We start from the raw sequence: 26,566 nt of genomic DNA, 5'->3' as shown, positions 1-26,566 counted from the left end.
GGTCAACATGCAGCTCCTCGGCCGACTGCGCGAGCCATACCAGCGCGGCGTAGCTATCCTCTAGCGCAGCCGGGTACGGATGCTCCGGCGCGAGCCGATAGTCGGGCGCGAACACCACACAGCCGGTATGGATGACGAACTGCTCGCAGACGTACCCTTCCCCATCGGGATGACCGAGGATATAGCCGCCGCCGTGCGTCCACAGGATCGCCGGCCTGAGGCCGTCCGGCGCGTCGATCGGCTCGAACCGCTTGACCAGCATCTGCCGGCCATCCGCCCCTGCGATATACAGATCCGTCTCGCGCACCGCCGCCGACTTCTCGCGCGGCGGCGGATCGAACGACCGGATCACGCCCATATCGTCCGGCAGACGCAGCACGGGCAGCACATGGAGCGTATCGGCCAGCTCGGGATCGACGCGTCTGTCGAAGCTCATCGCGATCCCTCCCCGGCGGCTGCGCCCTCGTAATGGAAGAGCGTCTCGGCAGCGCCCGCGCTGTCGCTGGCGACGATCGTATACGCCTTGGTAGCCAGATCGGCCTCCAGCGTCGTCCATGCCTCGTCTTGACGCCAGGTGATGACGATCCGTCCGTTATCGGTCGACTCGCCGATCTCAACATCGCCGCCGAACGCCGGGTGGCTGTTGCGGAAGCGCATGATCGCATAGAGCTGCTGCAGCATCGGCTGCTGGACGCGCTCGGCGATCTCCTCCGGCGTGTAGTTGTGGCGGTTGACGCTGCGCGGCTCGCCCAGACGCTTCAGTGCTTCCTCGTCATTCTCCCCGGCCAGCAGCCCGACATAGTACACTTGCGGGATGCCAGGCGCGTACAGCTGGATGATACGGGCGAGGGTGTAAGCGTCGTCATCTTCATCCAATGCCGAGTAGTACGTGCACATCAGCTGGTACTGTCTCGCTTTGGCGCCGGACATCTTGACGATGCCGGGCGGGAAGTTGATGTACTGCTGCAGCGGCTCCACCTTCGTATTGACGCGATCGCGCACCAGATCGATCTCCTCATCGGTCAGCAGACCGGCGACATCGACGACGCCGATTCCGTCATGCGTATCGAGCGTGGTGAACTGCTTGCGTGGGCAGATCTGCATCCAGTGGATGAGCCGATCCGACCGTCCCGTCATGAGCGCGTGCAAGAGCAGCATCGGCAGCGCAAAGTCGTATACCCAGTGACCGCGCTCGGCCATCTTGAGCTGAATCTTGTAGTTCTCGTGAATCTCGGGCAGCATTTCCGTACCGTATTGGTTCAGCGGCCGCATGCCGATATCCAGCACATCCCACACCTCCGGCTCGACGAAGAAGCAGCTCGTGCCCGGCTTCTTGGAGGCGTAGGCGAAGGCGTCGAAGCGGATCAGCGGCACATACTCGGCGAGCCGTCCCAGATTGCGTTCGTAGTAGCTTTGTGTAGCCGGCGCCCACGGATCGATGTCGACCTGCTCCTCGAAGAAGGTGTTCCACAGCTTGACCGTCTTGCCGTCCGCCCGCGTAAATTCCTTGTACGGCCCGTGCATCTTCCTGCGATACAGCGTCTCCATCTCGGCTTCTGTCGGCTCGCCGCCCGGCCAAAATTCGTCCCAGTGGATGAACATTTCCTTGTACGGCGATTCGTCGCCCCGCTTCATATAGTCGACGAACTCCTCCGAGCGGATCGAGACGTGGTTGATCATAAAGTCGGCCATCAAATAATAGCGCTCCGACAATTGGCGGATATCCTCCCAGTCGCCGAAGGCCGGGTCGACCTCGTCATAATGGATGACGGCGAACCCACGGTCGCCCGAGGAGGGGAAGAACGGCAGGATATGGAGCCCTTCAACCACGCCCTCGAAATGCGTCTCAAGCACTTGCTTCATTTCCTTCAGATTGCTCCCCATGCTGTCGGCATAGGTGATGAGCATAATCTGATTCGTTATTTTGTTCATGGTCTTCTCCTTTGCTGATTTACTCTGGACAGCTCTCGCGGAAGATGCAGGTCGACTCGAAGCTCAGTCTGGCCGTATCGGTGAAGGTCCCGCTCTCGATAAAGGAATGCAGCAGCTTGGCGCTGTTGTAGCTCATCTCCCGGGACGGCGGGACGAAGCTGGTAATGCTCGGTGTGACGATCGAGTTGACCGGCTTGTCGCCATAGGAGATAATCTCCAGCTCGCCCGGGATCGATACGTTATGCTCCTTCAGACATCGAAGGACGCCGCTGATCATATTGTCGCTGGGGACGAACAGCGCGCTTGGCAGCGCGTCGCCCTGCAGCAGCTCCTTGGTCGCCGCATAACCGCCCGCATCGCTATCGTCGCCAATGGTGACGGGCAGCGCGACAGCGCCCTTGCTCTCCAGACCCGAGCTCCTCAGCTTGTCCCAGTAACCAGTCGACCGCAGACTAAGCGCCCGGCTGGAATAGTTGGGCGAGACGATCGCGAACCGTTCATGGCCCCGCTTGATGAAGTGCTCCATCGCACTGTTGCCGACGGCGTAGTCGTCGGTCAACACTGAGCAATAGCCTTTGGCCGTGCGGTTGTATAGGACGATCGGCACGTCGAACTTAGTGTTCTCGAGGAACTCCAGATCCTCCTCGGTGAGCGCCATCATGATCGCGCCAGCCATAAAGTCTTTGGAGATAAAGGACATCTTCTGCTTCAGCAGACCCAGCTCGAAGGGAAAAATAATCGTCTCGTAATGATCGCTCTGCTCCTTCATAAAGCGATAGAATCCCTCGTAAAAGGAAGACATCGGCCCCTTTTCGAAGTTATGGGGACAAAAGGTGACGACAATCGTTTTGCCGAAGCCGCGTTTCTTGCGTTTGACCCGCGTCTCGGAGGAGCGATACCCGAGCTCCTGAGCCGTAAGCAGCACCCGCTGGCTCGTGCTCTCGGCGATCCGAAACTCGCCGCTCCGGTTGTTGAGCACCATCGATACGGTGCTCGGCGACAGACCAAGCGTCTCGGCGATCTGCTTGACGCTTACCGACTGCTGGCGTTTGGCCATCCTCTCCCTCCTTTCTTCCCTCTCCCTGTCTATGACGTCCTCAGTCTGGATAGATCGGCGCCCGTCGGAGCGGCAGCCACTCGTCGGTAGCGAGCCGGAGCGTCTCGTCCCACAGATCCCACTCGTGGCCCATACCCGGCACGATCTCCAGCGTCGTATCGTAGCCCCACTGCCTCAGGTCCTCCTCGGCGCGGATCGTCCGATACAGCGCATGATCGCTGTCGCCCACCCGGAAGACGAGCTTCGGCAGCAGCTTGCCCTCCTCGATATTGCGGCGCGCCGCTGCATAGACGTCATTGACGGTGCCGCGCAGGAACGCTTCGTCATGGAGATTGTCCTGCAGCTCCTGCCCGACCGGGACGCGCATGTCCGTCTCCCAGTCGAACTCGCCGTTCTTCGTCTTGACGATGCTCGGGATGCCTGGACGATACGAGGCGCCAGACATCATGAGCGCCGCCGTGTATCGCTCGGGGTAGAGCATCGCCAGCTTCATCGCCCCATGCGAGCCCATCGACAGGCCGCCGACGAATGTATCCTCGCGCTTGCCGGAGATCGGGAAGAACGCCTCGCAGATCTGCGGCAGCTCCTCCGCGACATAAGTGAAGTATCGTCCATACGGCAGATCGGTGTACGCCGAGTTGTGGACCCCGGGCATGATGACCGCCAGCTTGTTGCGATCGGCATAGCGGACGATATTCGTGAAGTTGACATAATCGCTGTCATCGCCGCTGCCGCCATGCATCAGGTACAGACATTGGAATTTCATGCCTTGCTTATAGGTAACCTCTCGTCCTTCCATGCTGTCGGCAAAGCTGTAGGTCGGCAGACATACCGTAAGGTTGGTCTGCATCCCGAGCGCCTTGGACAAAAAGTTCATTTTAATAACGGCCACGCCAGCACATCCTTTCAGCCGAAAATTTCGTCGCGGATCAGATGCGCCATGTTTTTGGAGAGCTCGGCATAGTGATCCGTAATGTACAGCACATCCTCGCAGGTCGAGGCGGTATGATCGAGCAGCCGCTGGCTGACCCACTGGATCGGCGCGTACAGCTCGCCGTCGACGTAGACGGCCTCGCACAGCATCGCATGCACCGTATTGTCGACCACGCAGCCGATGCTGCCGCGCGCCAGCTGCAGCGTCCGGCCGTCCCGCAGCGTCAGCTCCGCCGATTGACCTTCATCGGTTGCTCGCACGCCTGCGCCGTCGCCATACACCTCGGCGATGAACGATACAGGGACGCACAAGTATTCGCCGCGGACGATCGAGTCGCCATTCAAGCCATGGTACTTCAGCTTCTGCCGCTTGATCGCAGGTCCGCTCATCGTGACGAGACGGTTGTTGACATACGCCCGCTCGCATCCTGCCATCAGTACGATATTGAAGTCGTCTCCCTTGCGCGGGGAGATACTGGCCTCATGGACGATCCGGCCGTCCTCCGTCCGTCTGGAGCCGGAGAACAGGTAGTCCCAGACGAGCTGGGCATCGTCGAAGGTCTGTCCGTGATCGCGGTTCTTCACATCCCGGAACACGATGTCGGCTTGCTCGCCCTTGTAGAAGGCAAAGTTGTCCTCGCCGATCACCTTGAGCTCCGGCAGGCTGCGGCAGCCGTTGATCCGCTGCCAGTACTCCCGGTTGCGGCGGACGACATACTCGGTGTCTCCCTCGAAGTGAGGCGGCGTAATATCATGCTCCAGCCGCGTCTGCCATACCGCCAGGGGACCGCCGCGATTGATGACCTCGTTATCGCGGTCGAACAGCAAGCCAGGACTCGACGGTCCGCCCGAGCCGGCCTTGCCGGCGAACAAATGCCCGTAGTAGCGGACGATCTGGCTCGTCATCATATTGCCCATCGACATGCCCTGCATGTAGACGCGACCCGCATCGATCTCGTACTTCTGCTTCATGCGCTCGATGAGTTCGAGGATCACATTCATATCGTGGTTATCTTCCGGCCGCTCCGGGGGCATATTAATATAGATGCCGTCCTCTCTGGGCGATGCGGCGATATCCAGCTTCTCTTCCTCGCAATCGACGATCCAGAACCGGCGCAAGCCTGCGCTCGGGAACAGCACGATGAAGCCTTCGCGGTCGGCCACCAGCGTCCAGGACGTGTAGATGGCCTGTCCCCAACCGGTCATGAGACCGCCGTGCATGCCGACGACTAGCGGCACCTTGCGGCTGCCATCGTAGGAGGCCGGTACATATTCATACCAGGTGTCCTCCTGGTCGCCGATGATCTTCTCCTTGTATTCCTTCAGTCGTTCGGGATAGACCTGAGAGTTGTTACCGTTTTCATTGACGACTAATGTCGAGTCCTTGATCGCCTCCGGCAAGTAGTCCCGGTTGTTGTCATCCGGATCGCCAGGCAGGATCACAATCTTTCCGCTCATTCGTTCATCTGTCCTCTCGTTCATAGGATGGGTGATGCGATCAATATGGGCTTGCGCCAACATCCTCCAGGCCAAAAAACTCCAATGCGTGCTGGATGGCTAAGTCCCAAAACCGCCATTCGTGGCCGTATCCCGGCAAGCTCCAATAGGAGGCATCGATGTCCTTGGCGTCGAAGTGCGCTCTAAATCGCTTCAGATTCTCCCAGATCATCGTGTCGTCCTCCCCGCAAGCGAACAGCAGACGAGGCAATTGTCCGGTGCCTGCAAGCTTGTCGAGTCGCGCCCAGACATTTTCTTCGGATTGAATGAACGCCTCGAGGCCGCCCGCATTCTCCACCATCCCGAGCAGTCGACGGGCGAACATGTCATCCTTGTGCAGCTCTTCCTCCGTCAGCGAGCTAAAGTCGACCGGAGCCGCCGAGAGGACCGCCGCCGCCGCGAATTTGTCCGGGTGGTTGACCGCGAACTTGATCGTGCCGCGCCCGCCCATCGACAGCCCGGCGATGAAGTTGTCCTCGCGCTTGCTCGAAGCTGGCAGCCAGTTGTGCACCATCGGCATCAGCTCTTCCGTAAAGTAGTCGTACATCCCGTAGCCCATCATCGCCTTGTCCCAGTTGGAGTAGTTGCTGTTGAGCGCGGACGGCATGACGACGATCAGATCTTTTTCGATGGCGTACAGCTCGATATTCGTGCGACGGACCCAATCGGTGTGGTCGCCGTAGGTGCCGTGCAGCAGCCATAATACTTTATGTTTTTTACCGCTTTCATAAAATGCCTTCGCCGATATCTCTCTTGGCTTATTGGGCAAAATAATCGTAATGTCATGATTCGATTTCAAATACTGACTTTCAAAATTCATCTGAAGTATCGTCATATTACTCCCCCTAAACGAAGTACGTTGCAAATCTGATTTAGCTAAATTTAGCAAATGACATCCCGCTAAATTACAAGTTCAGTATAGTCCAGAAGCGGCCAAATAGTAAATGTATTTTGCTGGATTTAAGCGCTTTATTTTAGCTAAATTTAGCATCATCAAACCTCGTTTTCCAGTCTCATCCAAACCGCCCCCGATCGCCGGGTATGCTATACTGATACCACGATATTTCTCTAGGAGAGCGATACTCTTGAACGAAAAAAGGCAATTCTACTTAGCCAACTTCTCCGAATTCCGATTTGTCTGCTTCCCCCACTCGGTGGGCAACTATATCCGCCCCGGCAAGCGGCATCATCACGTCGACCGGCCTCACGGCGTCCAGGACTACAGCCTACACTACGTCGCTGAGGGCAGCGGTACGCTGGAGCTGGGCGGGGAGTCGTACGCGCTGCAGGCAGGCGACGCCTTCTGGCACATCCCGGGTGACGGAATGCGCTACTACAGCTCCGACGAAGATCCGTGGAACATCTATTGGATCCAGCTGTATGGCAGCATGCTGCCTGCCTTTGCATCGGAGAACGGCTTCCATCAATCCGGCATCTGGATCGTCAAGGACGACGAGCTGTTGCTGCAAGCATTTAGCGAGCTGTTGGACGAGATCGAGCAGCACAGCTTCCTGCGACCCTCGCGCATCGCTTCGCTTGCTTACGGCGTGCTCATCGCGTTCTGGACCCATTCGACGCCTTTTTCGCATGCTCTGGGCATGGACAATGCGGACAAGATCCTAGCCCTGCTGCCGCACATGCAAAAAAAAGCCCATCTTCCGTTTGTCTTGGAAGAATGGGCTGAAAGCGCCGGCTATACGCCGAACTATTTTTGCACCTTATTCAAAAAAATAACCCGCGAGACGCCGCTCGCCTATATTACAAAATGCCGTATCCAGCGCAGCAAGCATCTGCTCATCCAGCAGCCCGTGCTGCCGATCAAGGAGGTCGCGATCTCCTCCGGTTATCCCGGCTTAAGCTACTTTAACAAGCGATTCATGGAGGCCGAGGGGATGACGCCAGGCGAGTTCCGCAATCGCCATCTGAGCCGCTAGGCAGGGATGAAGACAAAGGGCGCGGCAGGACGGTTAGCGGAGAGCCGCCAAGGCTGCTCGGAATGCCATCCCGCTGCCCGCATAGCCGCTGCGGCGCCGAGCCGCTCGCGACGCCTGGCCGTATGACTGCGCTCCTGATGAACACATGAAGGCAAGCTGCCTGCTAAAGCAGGGACAAGCCCATCCCTTGGCGGACAACGTCCAGCAGCTCTTCCTGATGCTCCGGATGGCAGGCGATCAGATACGGCTCCTCTCGCATGCCGGCGACTGGCCGTCCCTCGAAGTCGATGACCGCGCCCCCGGCCTCCTGCACCATAAGCAGCCCCGAGTACAGATCGTCGCCCTCGGAGTTGTAGAGCACGATGCCCTGGATGTCGCCCTTGGCCAGCATGCACCAGAGCAGCGTCGGCGCCCATAGCGCCAGGACGCGCTTGTAATTGTCCTCAAGCTGATGGCGCAGCCCTCTGGCGCGCAGATCGCCCTTCGGCACCACATGTCCCTGGATCCAGCCGATATTGCCGCGCTTCAGCTGCGGCATGCTGCGCGTCGCCATCGCGATGCCGTTGCACGTCGCGCCCTCGCCTCTGACGGAGACGAACAGCCGATCCGTCATCGGCTCGTAGACGACGCCGATGACCGGCTCTCTGCGGTACAGCACCGTGATCGACACGGCGAACACACTGAGCCCGATCGCATAATTGTTGGTGCCATCGAGCGGATCGATCATCCACAGCCAGTCTCCTGCCTCGCCGAGCACCCCAGCCTCTTCGCTGTGGATCTGATGCTCCGGGAAAGCCTCGCGGATGCGCGGCAGCATCAGCTCCTCCGCCATCCGATCCACCTCGGTGACGAGGTCGCCATGCTCGCCCTTCATCGTCGCCTCGGCGATCCGGTCGAACCTCGCCTTCGCCATCTCGCCCGCCGGACGAATGATCTCGCAGGCCAATACTTTGGCCCTCTGGATCGTCTCGTTGATTTTATTCATCATTACCTCCACATCTACGCTTCCAGCAGCCTGAGAATCTCCGCCACGATCAGCTCCGGCTCGTCGAAGTTCACCATATGCCCCGAGCGATGGGCCTCCACCACATGTCCGCCCATCGCCTCGGCCGACTGACGGTGCGCAGCCATGATCGCCGGTCGGAGCTTGCGCTCCGCCCCCTCGATCCGCGCCCCCGAGATGATCGTCGCCCTCAGACCGCGGAGATCGGGCGGCTCGGTGCGCAGCCGCTCCAGGTCGTCCAGGAACGCCTTCATCTCGGCAGCCGTCGTACGCGCAGCCTCTACCGTGAAGTCCTCGGCGTGATGCTCGGCGACGATATCGGCCGGCTGCACGCTGCCCGGTCCGCTACCCATCCGCTTGTACAGGCCGGTGCGAGCCAGCAGAGGGTAGAGCGGGCGCGACATCCCGAAGTAGAGCCTCGTCGAACGCTGGAAGTACATGTCGCAATGCTCATCCGACGGATCGACCAGCACCAGTCCCCGTATACGCTCCGGATCGGCCGCCGCAGCCTTCCGCACGACCACCCCGCCCCAGCTATGCCCGACGAGGATATAGGGGCCGGGGCCGAGCGCCGTCAGCAGCCCGCCCAGATCCTCTGCCAGCCGCGCCAGTGTGCGCGGCGCCGCATCCCGATCGCTGCGACCGAAGCCTGCCCGGTCATAGACGACCGCCCGCACCTGCTCGGCGATAGCCGGCTGTACCAGTCCCCATGCCGAGCGGGACGCGCCCATGCCCGACTCGAAGACGACCGTCGGGTTGCCCGAGCCCTTCGTCATGTAATGAAGCTTTCGCCCATCGGGCAATTTCGCATAGCCGCTTGTGCCATATGTATGCTCTTGCTGTTCCCTCATCTCTCCTGCCGCTCCTCTCTACTTACATTATTATCTAGTATTGCGAGACTAAGCACAAGCAAAGACGTGGCTTTCAAGCCTTAAGTTTACATTAAGGCGCACGCCTTACATCCGCTTTACGTTTCGTTGACGCAGCCCGAACAGTGCAAAGGTATGATGCAAAGACACACCCTAGCAAAGGAAGGTAAGCCCGATGGGACTTCATACGTATTTCAGATCGCTCAACGATCTGGAGCGCATCATTCGCTGCCCCGGCAAGTTCAAGTTCGAGGAGCATAGCGTCTCCGCCCATTCCTGGAAAGTCGTCCAGTACGCCAAGACGCTCGCCGATATCGAGGAGATGCAAGGTGCCGCCATCAACTGGAAAAAGCTCTATGAGATTACGAGCAGCCACGACTATGGCGAGATTTTCATCGGCGATATCAAGACGCCGGTCAAGCACTATTCGGCCGAGCTGCGGTCGCTGCTCCAGCAGGTCGAGGAAGGCATGGTCGATCATTTCATCGACGAGAATATCCCTGCCGAGCTGCAAACGATCTTCCGCAGACAGCTCCGCGAGGGCAAGGACGGCTCGATCGAGGGGCTGATCCTCGAGGTCGCCGACAAGATGGATCAGGTGTACGAGGCGTTCGCCGAGTTACAGCGCGGCAATACCGAAAAGGAATTCGTCATCATGTACCGCCAGGCGCTGGTGAAGATCAAGGGCGTCCGTCTGCATTGCGTCACGTATTTCCTCGAGCAGATCCTCCCCGACCTCGTCCGCGAAGGCGCTCGCGCCCCGATCGATATCCGGCAGATTACCGAAGAAGCGTTGGCATATTCAGACCGTGTACGCGAAGGATGACAGCGCTCATCCATTCATTCACGGTACGGTCGCTGACATTGCTTAACTGCAATACTACCTCTATTTATGCTCCAAAGCCCGTGTAATCGGGATTTTAATGCAAATGTGCAGTTGTTTTTTGGAAAAGGCACACCTTCAGGCCAATCCAGCCTCATTTAAGTGCGCATTTGCATTTATTTACTTGTTTCCACTTCGTTTCGCCGAAAATAAATGTACTTTTGCCTTTATCACTATCCGACCTTTGTTTGAGTTAAATCGTGAGTAAGCACGTTAATTAGGAAGCCAATCTACTAGTTCTTCAGTTGTACCCCTCCGACCGATAGCTCCGCCAATCGCCGCTGTCGATCCGCTGCCCTTGGGGCGGCGGCGATACGTAGACGTACACCCAGGCTCGATGCCGAGCGCCAGTCGCCTCGCCCTCGACTTCGACTTCGACCTCGGCTTCGATGCGTTCGTACTCATTGATCGCTCCCGGTCCATAGTAGTCCTCGAGCTCGTCCAGCCGCGTCAGCGTCTGCCGTGTCACGCGGTACAGCTCCCCCCGCACAAAACGGGCAGCATCCCGGATGCTGGCATCCATCACGACCGCAGGGTAACTGTGCCCTGTGTCCCATAGCTGCGCTGCCAGCCGGGCTGGGCCGCCGACCCGCTTGCTGGCTGCCAGATACGGCCGATGATTGCACTCGCCGCTCAGCAGCGTCCCATAGACGAAGACTAGCGATATTCCGTTGTCCATCGTCACCACTCCCTTCCGGCGCTCATCACTGGACGAGGACTCTGGCCACGAGAGCTCACAGACTAAGCGGACCCTGGTGCTCATGGTCCACAGCGCAACAGAGGCCAAACAATCTGTTCCGCACGCCCCTGCTCCGTCTCCCTTACTCGGCCGCTTCCTTAAGCCACATCTGCATAGCAGGCCACGCCGGATCGTTGAGCCGCTTGGCGATCTCGGTGTTGATCGGATCGGGCGGCATGATCTCCACCAGCACAACCACTTCGCTGCGAGGTTGATTGCGCCTGAACAATCCCTCCGCATCGAGCTGCCGCATCGCCAGCTCCATCGCCTGCAGCCGCAGCTGCAGCTCGGCCTCGGCCTTTGTCTCGTCCAGCTCATGCAGCAGCGGACGCTGCGCATAACGCGCCTCGACGTCCGCCATCCGGGCCTCGGCGAAGGCATAATACGGCGAGTCGGCATAGGACCACTTAATCTCCTCGGCCAAGCTCTCGGCCTCTCCCTTGCCCGCCTCCGCTAGTCTCGTCGCTTCCCTTGCCAGCGCCTCATGCGACCAGGCAGAGATGTAGGGGGCATGTCCTTCGCCGGTCGTGAACAGCGTACAATAATAGAATCGCTCGCCGCTCGCGAACAGCTCCATAAAAGCGGCCCTTGCAGCCACAATGATCGTCTGCGTCAGTTCATTCAATGCCACATGATCCATCCCCTCTCGGTAAGCTGCTGGTCTCGGCACAGGCTGGGCGTAGCCTGACCACTGTGCGTGGCCTGCATGATGCGGAGCGCTCTGGCCGTCCACTCCTCGGATAGCCCGCACCAAGCCCCAGATGAATAACGGCAGGAGCAACAGGAGCAACCCGCCGATCCGCTTCACGATGCTGAAGAATGCGCCCGTCCAGTCCTTGCCGATTACATAAATGCCCGTCTCCAATCCTTCGCGGCCTTCTTCGATCGTTAACTCCAAGTAGTACGTGCCGGCCTCCGAGGCCCGGAACTGTAACAGCGAGTAGCCTGCTCGCTCGTTAACCGAATAACTCATCGAAGAATCCCGGTAGACGCGCACCTCCCGGTCGTCAAACCATACGTCCAGCTTCACGCCGACATCAGAGACGCGATCTCCTGTATCCGTGCTAAAGGAATCGCTTAGCGGCAGCGCACGATTCAGGCTGTTGTCCGAACGTTCAGCTTCGTAATAAAGACTATAATCGCCCGGCTCCAACAAAAGGCCAATTTTCTCGTCTATCGGCACATACCAGCGCTCTGAGCCAACGATGTCGTTCAGCTTGGGCAAAACCGCCGCTGCCATAGCCCCTGCTAACAGCACGAAGGATAACAGCAAAAGCCCATAACGTCTTAAAAATGGATTCAGAATAATTTAAACCCCTCTCTGTCTAACTGCAAATCCATCCTTATTATGGCGTACAACCAATCGTCCGGTAAAGAGAAATCAACGCTGTGCTTGACAGTAGCAGCTAATGAATATATCATAGACACGCGAAGTCCTTTATTGGTATAAGGGACTATAGTGATCTGCGAAATCCATAACAACTGGAGGTTACTCTTATGATCTACGATTGCGCCATCGTTGGCGGCGGCCCGGCAGGCCTGAATGCCGCTCTGGTCCTCGGCCGGGCGAGGAAAAAAACCGTGCTGGTCGACAGCGGCAAGCCGCGCAATGCCGTAACCCACGCCTCGCACGGCTTCCTGACCCGCGACGGCATCGAGCCGGCGGAGTTCCGCCGCATCGCCTATGAGGAAGTGTTGCGCTACCCTTCCGTCTCGCATCAGTCCGATGCTGTCACAGCCATCGCGCGAGTCGCTGACGGCTTCGAGATCCGGCTGCAAGCCGGGGCTGCGCTGCTCGCTCGCAGAGTCATCATCGCCACCGGCCTGGCAGAGACGCTGCCCGATATAGCCGGGGCGCGCGACTACTACGGCAGCAGTCTGTTCAACTGCCCGTTCTGCGACGGCTGGGAGCTGCGGGATCAACCGCTCGTAGCCGTCTCGGAGTATGGCGACCTGTATCACAAGGCCAAGCTGCTGATGAACTGGAGTCGCGATCTCGTCCTGTGCACGCATGGGCGCGGCACGCTGTCGGAGGAGGAGCGTCGCGATCTCGCAGCTCGCGACATCCGCGTCATCGATACGCCGATCGCCGCCTTCGAAGGGCGGGACGGACGGCTGGAGGCGGTCGTGTTCGCCGACGGCAGCCGGATCGCCCGCAGCGGCGGCTTCCTGTCCCCCGCTCAGACGCCGCAGCTCGAGCTGCAGGATGCACTCGGCTGCGAGCGCAACGAGCAGGGCGGCCTCGTCGTCGATGAGATGGGCCGCACGACCGCGACTGGCGTCTATGCTGCCGGTGACGCCTCGTACGTCATGCCCTCCCAGCTCATCTTCGCCGCCGCTTCCGGCAGCAGAGCCGGCATAGCGGTCGTGGCCGATACTACCGAGGAAGCTTGGTCCGCTGGGCGCTAATGCCAATGCCACTGAAGGCGGGCTCGACCGGGCGCTGATGCTACTGAAGACTCGCTCGACTGGTTACCGACTCGCTTGACCAGGCGCTTGCCTTCACTCTCTCAGCATGCTCAGGACAAGCCCAGCTGATCCGGCAGGATAACCCCGCCGCGGTCCCGGTACCATCGCCCCTCGTCGAGCAGGCGACGGGCGCCGCGCTGTATCGAGGTCTTCGCTTCATGCTCTCGGTACGCTTCGCGTCTTTTGTCCATGCCGAAGATCCAAGGATAGATCAGCGGGTGTTCGTTGCCATAACTGGCACAACGCGTGAACAGACGCCCGAATCGGGTCAGGTTGGAATCGGGAGACAGCGACTCGGCGATCTCATCGCCGAGCAGCCAGCTCATACAGATGAAGCCGCGATAGTCCCGCTCAGGGAAGTAACGCTTCCCGAACGCCCAAGCCTCCTTCAAGGATGCATAGCATGACTCCATATCCAGCTTGCCTGATGCCGGGATATGGATATCGATGACAGGGTCGCCGTCACGGAGCACGCATTCGTATTCGCTCGCGTCGAACGTCGTCCGTTCGCGGAGTACATTGCCATTGTCGATCGGATGGGCCTCGATGACGCCATTCGCCTCGATCAGAGTGGTTCTGAAGGCTTCGCCTTCGATGACGCGGAAGCCCGCGTCGTCGACGGCCAGCCCCTCCTCCGCGACGACGAACAGCTCCCCGGTCTGCCGATGCCGATAGATGCGGCCCCCATAGCTTGCGTTCTTGTAAAATATGTATTGGAGGCGGCCCAGCGTAAAGATCGACGCCGTCATATGAAGCGCCGTCCAGTTGTAGTCGTCCATGCCGGCACGTCCGGTAAGGCCCCGATGATTGGCGGCGCGCACATCAAAATCCGCCAGCGTATCCGCCAGCACCTGCATCGGATACCCGCGATCTTCATAGATCGCCAGCAATTTTGGAAACGCCCGCTCAAATACATACGCCAGGTAACAATCCGCATCCTCTCCCAGCGCCTCCTCCACTGCATCGCGCTTCGTTTTGCAAAAACTCCAGTAAGCCGGCGGCCCTTCCCCGTACAAGATCGCGATCAATTCATCCGCCAGCTCATCCAGCCATGAAATCTTCTCGATGGCTGCTCCTACCCGACGCATCCCCGCCAGCAACTGCTCGTCCGTTATATAATCCGTCAGCTTCGTCAATTGTTTCGCCTCGCATTTCCTCTCTAGTTGCGGTTATTTTACCAGACGTTGCGGCTGTTGCGCTAGTATCATGTGTATGCGCAGGCTTCGTGTCCCCGGTTAATAGGTCTCATAGACAAGCTCGCCGACAATCTCTCCCGACGGATCGAATGCTGCATAGATGACCAGATGTCCCGCAGGCGACTCGCCGGCATCAAAGCCTAGCCGCATCGTACCGTCAGCTTCGCAGATCAGCTCGCCCAATGTCAGCTCGGCCACATCCTCGTCCGGATGCGCCTCGGCAATCCGCTCCAGCGCCGCTGCATGAAGCTCGCTCAGACGCGCCCAGCTCGCAGTCAGGATCGGCGCGAGCCGCTCGAGCGCGGCAACGTCCGACACATACACCGTCATATCAAGCTGCGCGCCCTTCCAGTCCAGCGTTGCCGTATAGTTAAGCAATGACGCGTCATAGTCGAACATACCAACCCCCTCCAGCTCAAGCGAGGGCTGCGTAATCAAGTTGTCGGCGATATCCAGACGGTCGAGCCGCTGGAGCGGACTCGTATCGATAGCGGTCAGCTTGTTCTGAGAGGCGTAGAGCTCGACCAGCTCGGGCGAGCCGCTCACATCCAGCTCCGTTAGATGGTTGTTGAAGCAGCGGAGCCGCTGCAGCGATGGATTGCCTGACAGGTCCAGACGGCTAAGATGATTATGATTGCAGCGAAGCGACTCTAGCCGTCCACAGGCTGTTAAGTCCAGCTCGATCAGATAGCAATGCCCGCAATCCAGATCCAGCAGCTCTGTCTGACGGGTCAGCTCCAGAGCGAACAAGCTGTTATAGCCGCAGTTCAATTGCTGCAACGATGTGTTGTGCGACAAATTAAGCTCCGACAGCAGATTCCAGCAGCAGTCCAGCTCGCGCAGCTTGCGATTGGCAGTCAGGTCGAGCCGACGCAGCCGGTTGAAGCCGCAAGCCAGCGACGTTAGCTTCAGATTGGCGCTCAGCTCCAGCCGCGTCAACTCATTTTCATTGCAATCTAGCTCGACCAGCCCCGAGTTGTGCTGCAGATCCAGCTCGCGCAGACGATTATAGGAGCAGTCCAGTCGTCGCAGCTGCGGCAGCCGCTCCGTATGCAGCTCTGTCAACCGATTGGCCCGGCAATTCAGCGTCACCAGCGCCGTAAAATGCTCGATCCCTGCGAGGCTGTCCAACTGCTGGCTGCTGACGTCCAGCTCGACGATCGCCATGACATCTGACCGCGTGATCCGCTCCCCACCGCCGCAGTAGCGCTCCTGTATGTACGCTCGAAAGCGAATATCCGTAAAATGATCCGTGATGTCCATCTGTTCCTCCATTGGCTCCTCCTTGCCCCGAAGCATCGGCATGTCTACTCCCTATCATAGCACGGGGCCTGTCCGATATCACTGCGCCGCGAGTCGCAGCTTGACGGACACACTCACCAGCGGAATAAGGAACAAAAGTGCACTGGAGCAACGGAGCAGCGCCGGACGGTCGAGATAGAGGAGCAATAGTGCCGCGCCATGCCACGCAAGCAAGCCCCCTCCGACAACTGACGCGGAAGGGGCTTGCCCACGATATAATAAGCGAATTGGCGCCGCCATCTCCAGGCCTCAAGCAGACTCCGCCTATCAACCTATACGATATACTCGGCCGACTGCCCTTGCTCATCGGTATACACAATGACCGAGCGGCCGGACGGCAGATCCACCGTCAGCTCGCACCGCTGATTACCCAGCGTCCAGCGGAGCCGGAGCATCTGCTCTCCCGCATCGAGCGCCTGAAAGTCGCCGCCGAAGGCGGCATAGGTGTTGCGGAAGCGGATGAGCTCCATCAGCCGCTGGACGACAGGTAGATCGAGACGCGCCTCGATCTCCTCGAGTGTATAGTTGCGCCGGTTGATCTCGCGCCCCTCGCCCGTACTTGCCACCGCCTCCTGGTCGTTGGCGCCCGCCAGCAATCCGACATAGTACACCTGCGGGATGCCTGGGGTGAACAGCTGGATCGCCCTCGCCGCCAGGTACGCATCGTCGTCCTCTGCCAACGCAGAGTAATACGTACAGCGGATCTGATGGACGTCGAAGCCGTCCGAGGACTTGTGCTCCTCCGACAGGATGAGGCTGAGGTTGGCCCCCCGCTCGATGCACAGATCGACCAGCCGTCGAGCCGCCGTCGTGTCGATCAGCTCGTCGAGATCCGGCTTGACCGGGATGCCGTCATGGCAGTCGAGCATCGTGAACTGCCGGTGCGGGCGGGTGCGCAGATAGTCCAGCAGATCGCTGCTGCGATGCGTCAGCAGCGCTTCCAGTATCCGATAGGGCAGGATGAAGTCATAGATCCAGAAGCCGCGCTCCGCCAGCTTGTACTGCGTGCTGTAGTGGGCATGCACCTCCGGCAGCAGCTCCAGCTCCAGCGAATCGGCCAGCTCCTTGATCCAGTCGAGGAAGCTGTAGATGTCCGGCTCTACGAAAAAGCAACTCGTGCCCAGCTTCTTGATCACATAGCCGACGGCATCGAGTCGGACGATCTTGACGCCGTGCATCTTGAAGTTCAGGAAGAAGGTCTTGAGCAATTGCTTGGTATGCTGCGAATAGATGTCCAGGTCGATCTGCTCGGAGGGGTCGGTCTTGCCGAAGGTCGTCCATACCCGCTCCTGCTCGCCTGTCGATGCGACCGTATAGGTCGAATAAGGCAGCGGCCGCCGCAAAAACATCTGGTCGATGTCGTCCTGAACCGGCTCGCCGCCAGGCCAGATCTTGTCGAGCGTCAGGAAAAGGTCGGCATACTCCGAAGCTCTGCCCTTCTGGAGGAAGTCCTGGAAGTACGGCGACTGCCTCGAGATATGGTTGACCATCAGATCGACCAGCACATCGAAGCGCTGACCGATCGCGGCCACATCCTCCCATGTGCCAAAAGCGGGCTCGATCTCCAGATAAGTGAGCGGGGCAAACCCCCGATCGCCGGACGAAGGGAACGGCGGCAGGATATGGACGCCTCCGGCAGCGATATCCGCCAGATGCGTCTCCAGCACATGGCGCAACGCCTTCAGATCGCCGCCCATCGAATCCGGGTACGTAATCAATTGCACTTGATTGTGTAATGTCATCTCCTGCTCCTCCTATAGTCCGTACATCTGGCGAATCTTGTCCAGCCGCGGCAAGTCGACGACGGCGCCGATCGAGCGCAGCTTGTACGCGCTCACGGCAAATCCGAGCCGGATCGCCGTCTCCACCGTATCCCCCTGGATGAGACTCGTGTAAAATCCCGACCAGAAGGCATCTCCCGCCCCCGTCGTATCCGCAACCTCCGTCGCAAGCGAGGGGAAACGTAGCGTCTCCCGGCCATCCGAGGCGATCGCCCCCTCCCGACCCAGCGTCAGGATGACCAGCTTGGCCCCCAACGCTATAAACTTGGCCAGCTGATTGTCCGGCGTATCCTTGCCAAACAACCGCTCGGCGTCATCGTCGGAAGGCTTGATCACGTCGGCCTGGCCGATCATCCATCGCACATAAGCGACGCCGTCCTCATCCTCCGGCCAGAGCGCCGGATGATAATTCGGATCGAAGCCGATCAGCACGCCCTGCTCGGCGGCGATCCGCATCGCCGCCTCGATCGTCCCTCGGGACGGCTGTCTCGACAGCGGCCAGCAGGACAGATGCAGCACCGCCGAATCGCGAACCGCTTGCGCCAGCTGCGGCGTCAGCGACAGGCGATGATCGGCGCTCCGATAGAAGATCGGTACCGGGCTGTTCTGGCTCTTGGTCAGCAGCACCATGCTGGTGGCCTTTCGGACGCGCTCCACCAGCTCCGTGCTCATCGCCGCAGCCTCCAGGCGGCCGATCAGATAGTCGCCGAGACGGTCGCGTCCTACCGCCGCCGCCACCTTCGCGCGCGCACCCAGCTTTTGCGCATTCATCGCCAGGTTAGCCGGCGCTCCGCCGAAGTACGGACGGTAGGCCGACTCTCTTGTTGCTTCTTCCTCATACTCTTCCGCGATGAAATCGACCAGCATCTCGCCGACCGCCAGCACATCATTGGGCCGGGCGGCGAGTCCGAGGCTATCCTTGAATCGCAACACGTCGTATCCTCCTGAAGCCAAATTTTGCGGGCTGCGGCTCGGTACTCCAATACCTGCCGCTCTAGGTTGTCTCTCTCTCCAGCAGGCGGACCGGCAGGATCGTCTCCAGCGGCGTCTCTTCGCCCGCCATATGCAGGAGCAGATGCTCCACGGCGAGCCTGCCCATCTCCTTAATCGGCTGCTGGATCGTCGTCAGCTCGTCCAGGCCTGCTGCCTGGATACCATCATAGCCGACAACCTTGACCTGTTCCGGCACAGCCCGGCCGAGCCGCCTGCACTCGCGCAGCACCTGCTGCGCCAGCATGTCGCTGCTGGCGAATACGCCGTCGATATCCGGATGCTCGGCGAACAACCCCTGCACCAGCGGCTCATAGTCCTTGTACTTGAAGCCGTTCAGATCGGTCTCTCGGACCACATGCTCGACGCCTCTGCTCTGCACCGTCTCCATGAAGGCATCATACCGCTGCTTGGCCAACAGATGAAGCCGCAGATTGCCGCTCAGATAGGCGATCTTGCGGCAGGATTTGCGGATGAGCAGGTCGGTCGCCAGCTTGCCGCCCCGGTAGTTGTCGGAGGCGATAAACGGGATCGACGGCGAGATCTGGCGGTCCAGCGTCACCAGCGGCAGCCGGATCGATACGTAGTCCTTGACCGTCATCGTATGACTGCCCATGATGATGCCGTCCACCTGACTGGCGCGCAGCAGGTCGATATATTCCTTTTCCTTTTGCCGGTGGAGCAACGAGTTGCACAACATCAGCTTGTACCCGTGCTTGTAAGCGTAGTACTCGATATGCTTGGTCAACTGGGCGAAGAACGGATGGGAAATATCCGGGATGATCAGTCCGATGACATGCGACTTCCTGCGGGAGAGCGAACGCGCCAGTTCGTTGGGCTGGTAGTTCAGCTCGTCCATCGCCTCCTGTACGCGCTGCTTCAGACTGTCGCTCAGATATCCTCGGTTGTTCAGCACCCTGGATACGGTCGTTACCGAGACGCCGACTTTTTCTGCGATGTCTTTGATCGTTACTGTCATACGTAGGGCCTCCTCGTCTCGGCCCCCTCCCATACGTTATGTCGAATCACGCTCGACAAGGGTGACCTGAAACCTATTGCTCATCGGGACTTGCTCTCCCTCAATCTGCTGCAGGAGCAGCTCGATCGTCTGTTGACTCATCTCCCGCACCGGCTGTCGGATCGTCGTCAGCCTCGGCGAGACGAGCGAAGCGACCAGACTGTCGTCATAGCCGACGACTCTGAGCTGCTGCGGCACCTCGCGCCCCAGCTTGCGGCAGGCCTGGATCACCTCCGACGCGATCACATCGCTGCTGGCGAAGATCCCGTCGATCTCCGGGTGATTCTGCAGGAGCTTGGCCAGCTCCGCTTCGCCGGCGTATGGGTCAGCACCGGCCTCCATCTCCACGTAGAGCGGCTCGATTCCCGAGAGCGCCAGCTCCTCCCGGAAGCCCTCGCCCCGGCCGACTGCCGACAGCGCCTGATGATGCGGGCCATCCAGTCCCCGGCATACATAGGCTAGCCGCTTGCAGCCCTGATCCCTCAGATGACGGGCCGCCAGCCGCCCGCCCATATGGTTGTCCGAGGTGACGCGAGGGATGTGCTCCGAGACGCTGCGTTCGAATGACACGATCGGCAACTGCAGGTTCAGATAGTGCTCGACCTCGAGCGCCGCGCTGCCCATGATGATGCCGTCGACCTGATTTTTTTTCAGCATCTCGATATATTGCATTTCCTTGTCGAGATTGCGGTTGGAGTTGCATAGCAGCAGCTTGTAGCCGTACTGGTCGGCATAATGCTCCAGATGGTAGGTCAGCTCGCCGAAGAACGGATGGGCGACGGTCGGGATGATCAGACCGATCATGTTCGAGCGTCGTCGGAACAACGCCCGGGCCATCTCGTTGGGTTGGTAATTCAGCTCCGTCATTGCCTGATTCACCTTGTCTCGGGTTTTCTGACTGATATACCCTCTATTGTTCAACACACGGGAGACGGTCGTCACGGAAACGCCGGCACGCCGGGCTACATCGTCAATTTTTGGCATTGCACTCACCTTGTTTTTAACCCAAGTATAAACCAGCAGCGACGGAGCGGGCCATCCTTTTACTTGAGCGCGCCCTGGGTAATGCCTTTGATAATATGATTCTGCAACATCAGATACATCGCCAGCACCGGGATGATCGTCATCACCAGTCCGGCCATCAGCGGACCGTAGTCTACCGAATAGCTGGAGAAAAACGCATACGTCGACAAAGGCAGCGTCCGATGCTCCGGCGACAGCAGCACAAGACTTGGCAGCAGATAGTCATTCCAGATCCACAGCACGTCGAGGACGATCAGCGTCATCATGACCGGCTTGAGCAGCGGCAGGATGATCTGAAAAAACGTCCGCAAACGCGAGCTTCCCTCGATAAAAGCCGACTCCTCCAGCTCGTACGGGATGCCCTTGATGAAGCCGTGGAACGTGAACACGCCGAACGGAATGCCAAAGCCCGCATAGAGGAACAGCAGCGTCGTCTTGGAATTGAGCAGGTCGAACTGCCCGTAGACCATGACGAGCGGGATCATCAGCACCTGGAACGGCAATGCCATCGAGGCCAGCATGATGAAGAACAGGATGCCGTTCAGCTTCCACTTGAAGCGCACGAACAGATACCCCGTCATCGAGGCGAACAGCAAGATCAGCAGCACCGAGATAACGGTGATCAGCATCGAGTTGCCGAAGGCGCGCAGGAAGCCCATGCTGTCGAAGGCGTAGCTGTAGTTGGCAAACGTAAGGCTAGACGGCAGCGCCAGCGGATTCTGCACGAAGTCCTGGGTGCGTTTGAACGAGTTCATGACGACCAGCAGAAAAGGAAACAGGAACATCGCCAGAGCCGCATAAAGAATGATCGCTTTGGGGATCGCAAAGGGCTGTCGATCGGTCATTACGCTTCGACCTCCAGTCTCTTGAGCAGATAAGATTGGGACAGCGCAATAACGGCTACGACAACGAACAGCACGACCGCTTCCGCCTGACCGACCCCGTACTGATTGGATAGGAAGGCCTTCTGCACGATATGATAGGAGGCCAACTCCGTCGAATTGAACGGTCCGCCCTTGGTCAAGGCCAGGTTAATATCATAGGTCAGGAACGAGCGCGACAACGAGATGAATACGCAGATGACCAGCGCCGGGATCGAAAGCGGCAGGATGATGCGTCGGATGATAACCGAGCGCTTGGCTCCGTCGATACTGGCGGCTTCCAGCACATCGGATGGCACGCCCGTAAAGCCTGCGATATAGATGATCATCAGGTAGCCCGTCAGCTGCCAGGCTGTTGCGATGACCAGCGCCCAGAATGCCGTGTCTGTACTTGTCAGCCAGGACGTCTGGAACAGCGACCAGCCATACTCTCGTCCCAGATAAGGCATAACCTGCGAGAACAACGTCTGCCACAAGTAGCCCAGCACGATGCCGCCGATCAGGTTAGGCGTAAAAAATCCGGTGCGCAGCCACTTCTCCCCCTTCAGGCCGCTCGTCAGCGCAAGCGCGATGAAGAAGGCAAAGCCGTTGGAGATCAGCACCGTAAAGAAGACATACTTCATCGTGAACCAGAGCTGGGTCAAAAACACCTTGTCCTGGAACACTGCGACGTAGTTGGTCAAGCCGATGAGGGTGCTATCGCCGGTGCGCACATCCCAGTTGGTAAAGGTCAGATAGAGACCAACCACGAAGGGAATAACGATGACGGCGGCAAAGGCGATCGTTGCCGGCCCTCCGAACAGCAGGAACGTTCCTGCATTAGTGAAGAAGCGATTATTTTTCATGATGCAGCATCCTTTGCAACCGGAATTGGCTTGCGCATGAGGCAAGCGTAGGTTGTTCGCCGGGCCTCTCTTGCAAGTCGGAGCTAACCTGAAGGGTCAGCTCCGACAGAAGCGTTAATCAGTCTTGCTCGCGAGTCAGCGACTCGCGTTGGCTTTCCAGTAATCCTGCACCTCGGCAGCGAGCGCCGCCCGATCGATATTGCCGACCAGATACTTCTGCATCGAAGCGCCGGTCTTCGCCCAGTAATCCTGCGGCAGGTAGTTGATGACGCCGATGTCGATAATCTTGCCTGCATCTACGAATTGCGTGACGACGTTGGAGATGACGTTGGTGCTGGTGGCCTGTACATCCTTGTACGGCATTGCCAGTCCCATCTTATTGACGATCGCCTCTTGCCCTTCCTTGCTTGTCACCAGCCACTCGACGAATGCTTTGGCCGCTTCCTGCTGCTCCGGCGTCGAGCCGGAGCCGTCGATCGCCAGCAGCTTCGGCTGACTGTATGCGATCTGGCTGTTGCCGAAGTCGTCTGGGTTATTGCTGATCGGAACCGGGATGACGCCAAACTCCTCGTCACGGCCCTCCAGCGTGCCGATGACGGCCCACGTCCAGTCACCCATAAAGTAGAAGGCAGCCTCGCCGTTGGCAAAATCGGTGCTGTCCTTCATGTAGTCGGCAACCAATGGATCGCTCTTGCGGGCGTTATATTGCTTAAGCAGATCGAAGGTGTCCATCAGGCCATTGAACTTCTCGTTGGTCGCCAGATCGGCTGCGCCGGACTTGAGCTCGTCGACGAATGCCCGGTTCGTGTCCACCTTGTCCGATTGCAGCGAGTACGTCAGCCCAAGGTAGTGGGCGCCGAGCGACCAGTCCGCGCCATGGATCATCACCGGCGCTTTGCCGGCGGCTTCGATCTTCTCGAACAGCGCCGCCAGATCGTCGCGCGTCTTGATCGAGGCCGGATCGAATGCTGCGCCGGTCGCTTCCTCGACAGCCTTCTTGTTATAGAGCAATCCGTAGCCTTGCGCGGTCCACGGCACCCCGAGGAACTTGCCGTCGAGCAGCGCCGCATCGATGGCGCCTGGCTTCGTCAATCCCTCGTACTTGGCCTTCTCCGACTCCAGGTCGAGGAAGCTGCTCTCGAACTGCATGATCGTGCCCGGGTCCAGATTGGCAATATTGGCCGGGCTGCCGGAGGCGATCAGCGACTGGAACTTCTCCAGCTGAGCGCCCCCGATCGGCGTCGGGATCAGCTCGATCGTTACATTGGGGTTGATCTGGTTGTACGCCTTGAACAGCTCCTCGAAGACGGTATTAACCTCCGCCGAGGTGTTGAAGAACGTCAGCTTGACCGGATTGGCTTGCTCCGATGTGCCTGTGCTCGGTTTCTCGCCCTCTGACGCACCGCCGCTGTTGCTGCCTGTGGCGCTGCCTCCGCCAGAGCCGCCGGAGCACGCAGTCAACACCATCGACAAGCCTACTGTTAGAGCCATACCCTTCATCCATTTCACATTCGTTTCCCCCTTGTTCGTTTTGAATGCGATTACATTGTGGTTTCATCTGTATGATAACCGGTTGACATACGATATGTCAACCGGTTGTCATAAAAATAATTCAACTTACTTTTCCCAGCACTTCGACAAATCATGCATCGTTGAGCGTTGCTGCTATATTCCGTCTGGGGGTGGTATACTCAGTGTAGCAACCAAAATGAAGCGGTGAACCCATAACGCAAGGATTGCCGGGTACAGCAGCATGACGGCGGTCGGACTCATGTAAGCTTATTATGCCAATGAGAGGGGAGCAATAACGATGGACTGGATGTCATCGATCGTGGAGGAGCGCATACAGGCGGCGATGCGCAACGGAGAGTTCGACCAGCTGCCAGGGGCCGGCAAGCCGCTCAAGCTGAACGACGATGCCGCTGTGCCGGAGGAGCTGCGAGCCAGCTACAAGCTGCTGAAGAACGCCGGCCTGCTGCCCGAGGAGATGCAGCTGCGCAAGGATATGGTGCGGCTGGGGGAGCTGCTCGCCTGCTGTCGGGAGGATAGCGATCGGGTCAGTCTCGACCGCGAGCTATCGCTGAAGCGAATGCGCTATCAGTCGCTGATGGAGGCGCGCGGATGGCAGGGCTCGTCTATGCCGGGCGCTTACGAGGCCAAGATTAGGGAGCGGCTGACCACATCGGACCAGCTGCAGGAGAGCAAGAGCTTAGAAAAGCCGTGAGATCATAGTCGCCCCAGGCATCAGCCTGCCCCACCCGCACCGCTTCACCGTGTGTCGCTAGTATCCATACACAACACAAAAGGCCCGCTGCAGCTCCGCAATACACGAAGCTCCAACAGGCCTATTGCCGATCCGATCACAGCCCGACGCGCCTCACCGGTTCGCCGGTTGCGGATGCGGCAGCCGCTGCCTGCTTCGCTCCCTGAACCTGCTGCGCCGGGAGCGACCGCAGCCCAGACAATGCCGCACATTCGCGGAAGGCGAAGTGGCGGCAGCCCCGGCATCGCTCCTCATCGAGACGAGTGAGCGCATAATCGATCGCGGTGCCGGTGTGAGCGAAGATACGATGCGCGCCGATCCGCTCATCCAGTCCCGTCTGCCGGATCAAGTCGAGCGGCTGCTGCTGCACGCCGGTCAGCAGCATGATGCCGCCCGCAGCCTCAACGTCCGCAGCCAGTGTCGCGAGCCGGGCCTCGCCACTCGTATCGAGCAGCGGCACGCGCCCCATACGCAGCACGAGGATGCGCGGCTGACGCTCCGCGACCGCCTGGATCGCCGCGTCGAGCGGCGCCGTCGTGCCGAAGAACAGCGCGCCCTCGATCGTATAGATGCTGATCTGCGGGCAATCCCGATCCTCCCGGATTGCGCCGGGCCGGACCTTGCCGCGCGCATCGGCCGGGTCCGGCAAGACGCGCGTGACATGGGCCAGATCGCTCATCCGCTTCACGAACAGCAGCGCCGCCAGCGCCAGTCCGACCAGGACGGCGACTGTCAGGTCTGCGCCTACCGTCAGCAGGAAGGTGAGCAGCAGCACCGCCGCATCGCCGCTGCGAGTCTTCAGCACATACAGGAAAGCACGACGCTCGCTCATATGCCAGGCGACCATCATCAGGATCGGCGCCATGCTAGCGAGCGGGATATGCGTAGCATACGGGGCGAGCAGCAGCAGCACTGCCAGCACAGTCGCACCGTGGATGACGCCAGAGAGCGGAGACACTGCCCCGGCCTTGATATTGGCCGCGGTGCGGGCGATCGCGCCAGTCGCCGGGATGCCGCCGAACAGTGGCACGACCATATTGGCGACGCCTTGACCGATCAGCTCGCGGTTGCTGTCGTGGCGAGTGCCGGTCATGCCGTCGGCGACGACTGCCGACAGCAGCGACTCGATCGCGCCGAGCCCGGCGATGATGAGCGCCGGCTGCCATAGGGAGAGCACCCGCTCCATCGTGATATGCGGCCATTCGAAGCTAGGCAGCGCGCTCGGGATCGCTCCGAAGGCGCTGCCGATCGTCGGCAGCGCGCCTGGATAGCAGAGCGCGGCGATACCGGTGGAGACGACGATACCCACCAGGCTGGCTGGCAGCTTCGGCGCATAGCGCGGCAGGACGATCAGGATGATCAGGCAGATGGCTCCGGTCAGCAGACTGTAGCCGTTGACGCCCCCGATATGCGTGCCCAGCTCGCGCATATTAGACAGGAAGTCCTCGTGCTTGGTTAGTCCCTCCAGTCCCAGGAAGCCAGCGATCTGGCCACTGAAGATGAGGACGGCGATGCCCGCCGTGAAGCCGATCGTCACCGGACGCGGAATATAACGCACCAGACCGCCCAGCCGGAATAGCCCCATCAGCGCCAGCAGCACGCCCGCCATAAAACCCGCGAGCAGCAGATCCGCATAGCCGTATTGCATGACGATGACGAACAGCACCGGGATGAAGGCGCCTGTCGGTCCCGCGATCTGGAAGCGAGAGCCGCCGAACAGCGAGACGAGGATGCCGGCGACGATTGTCGTGTACAGCCCGTATTCGGGCCTTACCCCCGAGGCGATCGCAAAGGCCATGCCGAGCGGGATCGCGATAATGCCGACGACTACCCCGGACACGATATCCTTGCGGAAGGCACCGCCGTTATAGCCTTGGAACCGTCCTGTCCATTTCATATGCAGCGACCTTCTTTTCATATATTTGAATATTTGAATATAATGATAATGTTA

General features: G+C 59.4%; 24 protein-coding genes. 4 read left to right on the top strand and 20 right to left on the bottom strand.

The window, feature by feature from the left end:
• From PA598K_RS38360 to PA598K_RS29875, 6 genes are all read right to left on the bottom strand, one after another.
• Positions 1 to 436: alpha/beta hydrolase (locus PA598K_RS38360; protein WP_260405680.1), on the bottom strand; the 436-nt coding region annotated here is incomplete at its 3' end.
• Positions 433 to 1,932 carry a sucrose phosphorylase gene (gtfA, locus tag PA598K_RS29895; protein WP_128660445.1) on the bottom strand — a complete coding sequence of 500 codons (1,500 nt, stop codon included), beginning with the start codon at positions 1,930 to 1,932 and terminating at the stop codon, positions 433 to 435. The genes PA598K_RS38360 and gtfA (PA598K_RS29895), both read right to left, overlap by 4 nt.
• A 19-nt stretch (positions 1,933 to 1,951) precedes the next feature.
• Complete coding sequence (locus tag PA598K_RS29890; protein ID WP_128660444.1) at positions 1,952 to 2,989, bottom strand: LacI family DNA-binding transcriptional regulator; 1,038 nt, start codon at positions 2,987 to 2,989, stop codon at positions 1,952 to 1,954.
• 40 nt (positions 2,990 to 3,029) lie between these two features.
• Positions 3,030 to 3,881 (bottom strand): alpha/beta hydrolase, encoded by an 852-nt coding sequence (locus PA598K_RS29885; protein WP_128660443.1) that lies wholly within the window; start codon positions 3,879 to 3,881, stop codon positions 3,030 to 3,032.
• 14 nt (positions 3,882 to 3,895) lie between these two features.
• Complete coding sequence (locus PA598K_RS29880) at positions 3,896 to 5,380, bottom strand: alpha/beta hydrolase family esterase (protein ID WP_128660442.1); 1,485 nt, start codon at positions 5,378 to 5,380, stop codon at positions 3,896 to 3,898.
• A gap of 40 nt (positions 5,381 to 5,420) precedes the next feature.
• Positions 5,421 to 6,254 (bottom strand): alpha/beta hydrolase, encoded by an 834-nt coding sequence (locus PA598K_RS29875; RefSeq protein ID WP_128660441.1) that lies wholly within the window; start codon positions 6,252 to 6,254, stop codon positions 5,421 to 5,423.
• A gap of 250 nt (positions 6,255 to 6,504) precedes the next feature.
• On the opposite strand from PA598K_RS29875, the gene PA598K_RS29870 reads away from it, so the two are divergent.
• Entirely contained in the window at positions 6,505 to 7,353 is an 849-nt protein-coding gene (locus PA598K_RS29870) for an AraC family transcriptional regulator (protein WP_128660440.1), read from the top strand.
• Positions 7,354 to 7,516: 163 nt separating this feature from the next.
• Here the strand turns inward: PA598K_RS29870 and PA598K_RS29865 are convergent, their stop codons facing one another.
• Both PA598K_RS29865 and PA598K_RS29860 read right to left on the bottom strand, forming a co-directional pair.
• The gene (locus PA598K_RS29865) at positions 7,517 to 8,338 is read right to left on the bottom strand and encodes an inositol monophosphatase family protein (protein WP_376739093.1); all 822 of its coding nucleotides are present in this window, start codon (positions 8,336 to 8,338) and stop codon (positions 7,517 to 7,519) included.
• A gap of 14 nt (positions 8,339 to 8,352) precedes the next feature.
• The gene (locus PA598K_RS29860) at positions 8,353 to 9,207 is read right to left on the bottom strand and encodes an alpha/beta fold hydrolase (protein WP_128660439.1); all 855 of its coding nucleotides are present in this window, start codon (positions 9,205 to 9,207) and stop codon (positions 8,353 to 8,355) included.
• A gap of 193 nt (positions 9,208 to 9,400) precedes the next feature.
• Here PA598K_RS29860 and PA598K_RS29855 point away from each other — a divergent pair, with 193 nt between their 5' ends.
• Positions 9,401 to 10,051, top strand: a complete 651-nt coding sequence (locus tag PA598K_RS29855; protein ID WP_128660438.1) for a YfbR-like 5'-deoxynucleotidase — start codon at positions 9,401 to 9,403, stop codon at positions 10,049 to 10,051.
• A gap of 298 nt (positions 10,052 to 10,349) precedes the next feature.
• Here PA598K_RS29855 and PA598K_RS29850 read toward each other — a convergent pair whose 3' ends face one another.
• Positions 10,350 to 10,787, bottom strand: coding sequence for a gamma-glutamylcyclotransferase family protein (locus PA598K_RS29850; RefSeq protein WP_185602308.1), 438 nt, complete (start codon positions 10,785 to 10,787; stop codon positions 10,350 to 10,352).
• Positions 10,788 to 10,929: 142 nt separating this feature from the next.
• Positions 10,930 to 12,087: a DUF4303 domain-containing protein gene (locus PA598K_RS38355; RefSeq protein ID WP_260405679.1), complete on the bottom strand. Its 1,158-nt coding sequence runs from the start codon at positions 12,085 to 12,087 to the stop codon at positions 10,930 to 10,932.
• Positions 12,088 to 12,344: 257 nt separating this feature from the next.
• Between PA598K_RS38355 and PA598K_RS29840 the strand changes: the two genes are divergently transcribed.
• The gene (locus PA598K_RS29840) at positions 12,345 to 13,256 is read left to right on the top strand and encodes an NAD(P)/FAD-dependent oxidoreductase (protein WP_128660436.1); all 912 of its coding nucleotides are present in this window, start codon (positions 12,345 to 12,347) and stop codon (positions 13,254 to 13,256) included.
• A 110-nt stretch (positions 13,257 to 13,366) separates the two neighbouring features.
• On the opposite strand, the gene PA598K_RS29835 is transcribed toward PA598K_RS29840, so the two are convergent.
• The 9 genes from PA598K_RS29835 to PA598K_RS29795 form a co-directional block, all read right to left on the bottom strand.
• Positions 13,367 to 14,452, bottom strand: coding sequence for an acyltransferase domain-containing protein (locus PA598K_RS29835; RefSeq protein WP_128660435.1), 1,086 nt, complete (start codon positions 14,450 to 14,452; stop codon positions 13,367 to 13,369).
• A 99-nt stretch (positions 14,453 to 14,551) separates the two neighbouring features.
• Entirely contained in the window at positions 14,552 to 15,787 is a 1,236-nt protein-coding gene (locus tag PA598K_RS29830) for a leucine-rich repeat domain-containing protein (RefSeq protein ID WP_260405678.1), read from the bottom strand.
• Positions 15,788 to 16,086: 299 nt separating this feature from the next.
• On the bottom strand, positions 16,087 to 17,556 hold the full coding sequence (gene gtfA, locus PA598K_RS29825; protein ID WP_128660434.1) for a sucrose phosphorylase: 1,470 nt from the start codon (positions 17,554 to 17,556) through the stop codon (positions 16,087 to 16,089).
• Positions 17,557 to 17,568: 12 nt separating this feature from the next.
• Positions 17,569 to 18,528 carry a carbohydrate kinase family protein gene (locus tag PA598K_RS29820; RefSeq protein WP_128660433.1) on the bottom strand — a complete coding sequence of 320 codons (960 nt, stop codon included), beginning with the start codon at positions 18,526 to 18,528 and terminating at the stop codon, positions 17,569 to 17,571.
• Positions 18,529 to 18,589: 61 nt separating this feature from the next.
• A complete protein-coding gene (locus PA598K_RS29815) occupies positions 18,590 to 19,564 on the bottom strand; it encodes a LacI family DNA-binding transcriptional regulator (RefSeq protein ID WP_128660432.1) in 975 nt (324 codons plus the stop codon).
• 36 nt (positions 19,565 to 19,600) lie between these two features.
• Positions 19,601 to 20,587 (bottom strand): LacI family DNA-binding transcriptional regulator, encoded by a 987-nt coding sequence (locus PA598K_RS29810; RefSeq protein ID WP_128660431.1) that lies wholly within the window; start codon positions 20,585 to 20,587, stop codon positions 19,601 to 19,603.
• Positions 20,588 to 20,646: 59 nt separating this feature from the next.
• Positions 20,647 to 21,471 (bottom strand): carbohydrate ABC transporter permease, encoded by an 825-nt coding sequence (locus PA598K_RS29805; RefSeq protein WP_128660430.1) that lies wholly within the window; start codon positions 21,469 to 21,471, stop codon positions 20,647 to 20,649.
• Positions 21,471 to 22,352, bottom strand: a complete 882-nt coding sequence (locus PA598K_RS29800) for a carbohydrate ABC transporter permease (RefSeq protein WP_128660429.1) — start codon at positions 22,350 to 22,352, stop codon at positions 21,471 to 21,473. Before PA598K_RS29800 ends, PA598K_RS29805 begins: the two co-directional genes overlap by 1 nt.
• Before the next feature lie 135 nt (positions 22,353 to 22,487).
• Complete coding sequence (locus PA598K_RS29795) at positions 22,488 to 23,852, bottom strand: ABC transporter substrate-binding protein (RefSeq protein WP_260405686.1); 1,365 nt, start codon at positions 23,850 to 23,852, stop codon at positions 22,488 to 22,490.
• A 310-nt stretch (positions 23,853 to 24,162) separates the two neighbouring features.
• Between PA598K_RS29795 and PA598K_RS29790 the strand changes: the two genes are divergently transcribed.
• Positions 24,163 to 24,576 (top strand): DnaJ family domain-containing protein, encoded by a 414-nt coding sequence (locus tag PA598K_RS29790; protein WP_128660428.1) that lies wholly within the window; start codon positions 24,163 to 24,165, stop codon positions 24,574 to 24,576.
• A gap of 136 nt (positions 24,577 to 24,712) precedes the next feature.
• Here PA598K_RS29790 and PA598K_RS29785 read toward each other — a convergent pair whose 3' ends face one another.
• Positions 24,713 to 26,512 (bottom strand): SulP family inorganic anion transporter, encoded by a 1,800-nt coding sequence (locus PA598K_RS29785; RefSeq protein ID WP_128660427.1) that lies wholly within the window; start codon positions 26,510 to 26,512, stop codon positions 24,713 to 24,715.
• Positions 26,513 to 26,566: the final 54 nt, after the last annotated feature.

The sequence above is a fragment of the Paenibacillus sp. 598K genome (assembly GCF_003851045.1).
GTDB lineage: Bacteria > Bacillota > Bacilli > Paenibacillales > Paenibacillaceae > Paenibacillus_D.
Note: the sequence above shows the minus strand (reverse complement) of the source record. Positions and strands in the feature narration are given on the sequence as shown.

What these genes read in the sequence shown, in the direction of transcription:
- PA598K_RS29880 (WP_128660442.1), bottom strand. Translation starts at nt 5,380, where the DNA reads ATGAGCGGAAAGATTGTGATCCTGCCTGGCGATCCGGATGACAACAAC.
- PA598K_RS38355 (WP_260405679.1), bottom strand. Translation starts at nt 12,087, where the DNA reads ATGGCAGCGGCGGTTTTGCCCAAGCTGAACGACATCGTTGGCTCAGAG.
- gtfA (WP_128660445.1), bottom strand. Translation starts at nt 1,932, where the DNA reads ATGAACAAAATAACGAATCAGATTATGCTCATCACCTATGCCGACAGC.
- PA598K_RS29815 (WP_128660432.1), bottom strand. Translation starts at nt 19,564, where the DNA reads ATGACAGTAACGATCAAAGACATCGCAGAAAAAGTCGGCGTCTCGGTA.
- gtfA (WP_128660434.1), bottom strand. Translation starts at nt 17,556, where the DNA reads ATGACATTACACAATCAAGTGCAATTGATTACGTACCCGGATTCGATG.
- PA598K_RS29785 (WP_128660427.1), bottom strand. Translation starts at nt 26,512, where the DNA reads ATGAAATGGACAGGACGGTTCCAAGGCTATAACGGCGGTGCCTTCCGC.
- PA598K_RS29850 (WP_185602308.1), bottom strand. Translation starts at nt 10,787, where the DNA reads ATGGACAACGGAATATCGCTAGTCTTCGTCTATGGGACGCTGCTGAGC.
- PA598K_RS29805 (WP_128660430.1), bottom strand. Translation starts at nt 21,471, where the DNA reads ATGACCGATCGACAGCCCTTTGCGATCCCCAAAGCGATCATTCTTTAT.
- PA598K_RS29790 (WP_128660428.1), top strand. Translation starts at nt 24,163, where the DNA reads ATGGACTGGATGTCATCGATCGTGGAGGAGCGCATACAGGCGGCGATG.
- PA598K_RS29860 (WP_128660439.1), bottom strand. Translation starts at nt 9,207, where the DNA reads ATGAGGGAACAGCAAGAGCATACATATGGCACAAGCGGCTATGCGAAA.
- PA598K_RS29875 (WP_128660441.1), bottom strand. Translation starts at nt 6,254, where the DNA reads ATGACGATACTTCAGATGAATTTTGAAAGTCAGTATTTGAAATCGAAT.
- PA598K_RS29810 (WP_128660431.1), bottom strand. Translation starts at nt 20,587, where the DNA reads ATGCCAAAAATTGACGATGTAGCCCGGCGTGCCGGCGTTTCCGTGACG.
- PA598K_RS29795 (WP_260405686.1), bottom strand. Translation starts at nt 23,852, where the DNA reads ATGAAGGGTATGGCTCTAACAGTAGGCTTGTCGATGGTGTTGACTGCG.
- PA598K_RS29865 (WP_376739093.1), bottom strand. Translation starts at nt 8,338, where the DNA reads ATGAATAAAATCAACGAGACGATCCAGAGGGCCAAAGTATTGGCCTGC.
- PA598K_RS29840 (WP_128660436.1), top strand. Translation starts at nt 12,345, where the DNA reads ATGATCTACGATTGCGCCATCGTTGGCGGCGGCCCGGCAGGCCTGAAT.
- PA598K_RS29830 (WP_260405678.1), bottom strand. Translation starts at nt 15,787, where the DNA reads ATGGAGGAACAGATGGACATCACGGATCATTTTACGGATATTCGCTTT.
- PA598K_RS29800 (WP_128660429.1), bottom strand. Translation starts at nt 22,352, where the DNA reads ATGAAAAATAATCGCTTCTTCACTAATGCAGGAACGTTCCTGCTGTTC.
- PA598K_RS29855 (WP_128660438.1), top strand. Translation starts at nt 9,401, where the DNA reads ATGGGACTTCATACGTATTTCAGATCGCTCAACGATCTGGAGCGCATC.
- PA598K_RS29890 (WP_128660444.1), bottom strand. Translation starts at nt 2,989, where the DNA reads ATGGCCAAACGCCAGCAGTCGGTAAGCGTCAAGCAGATCGCCGAGACG.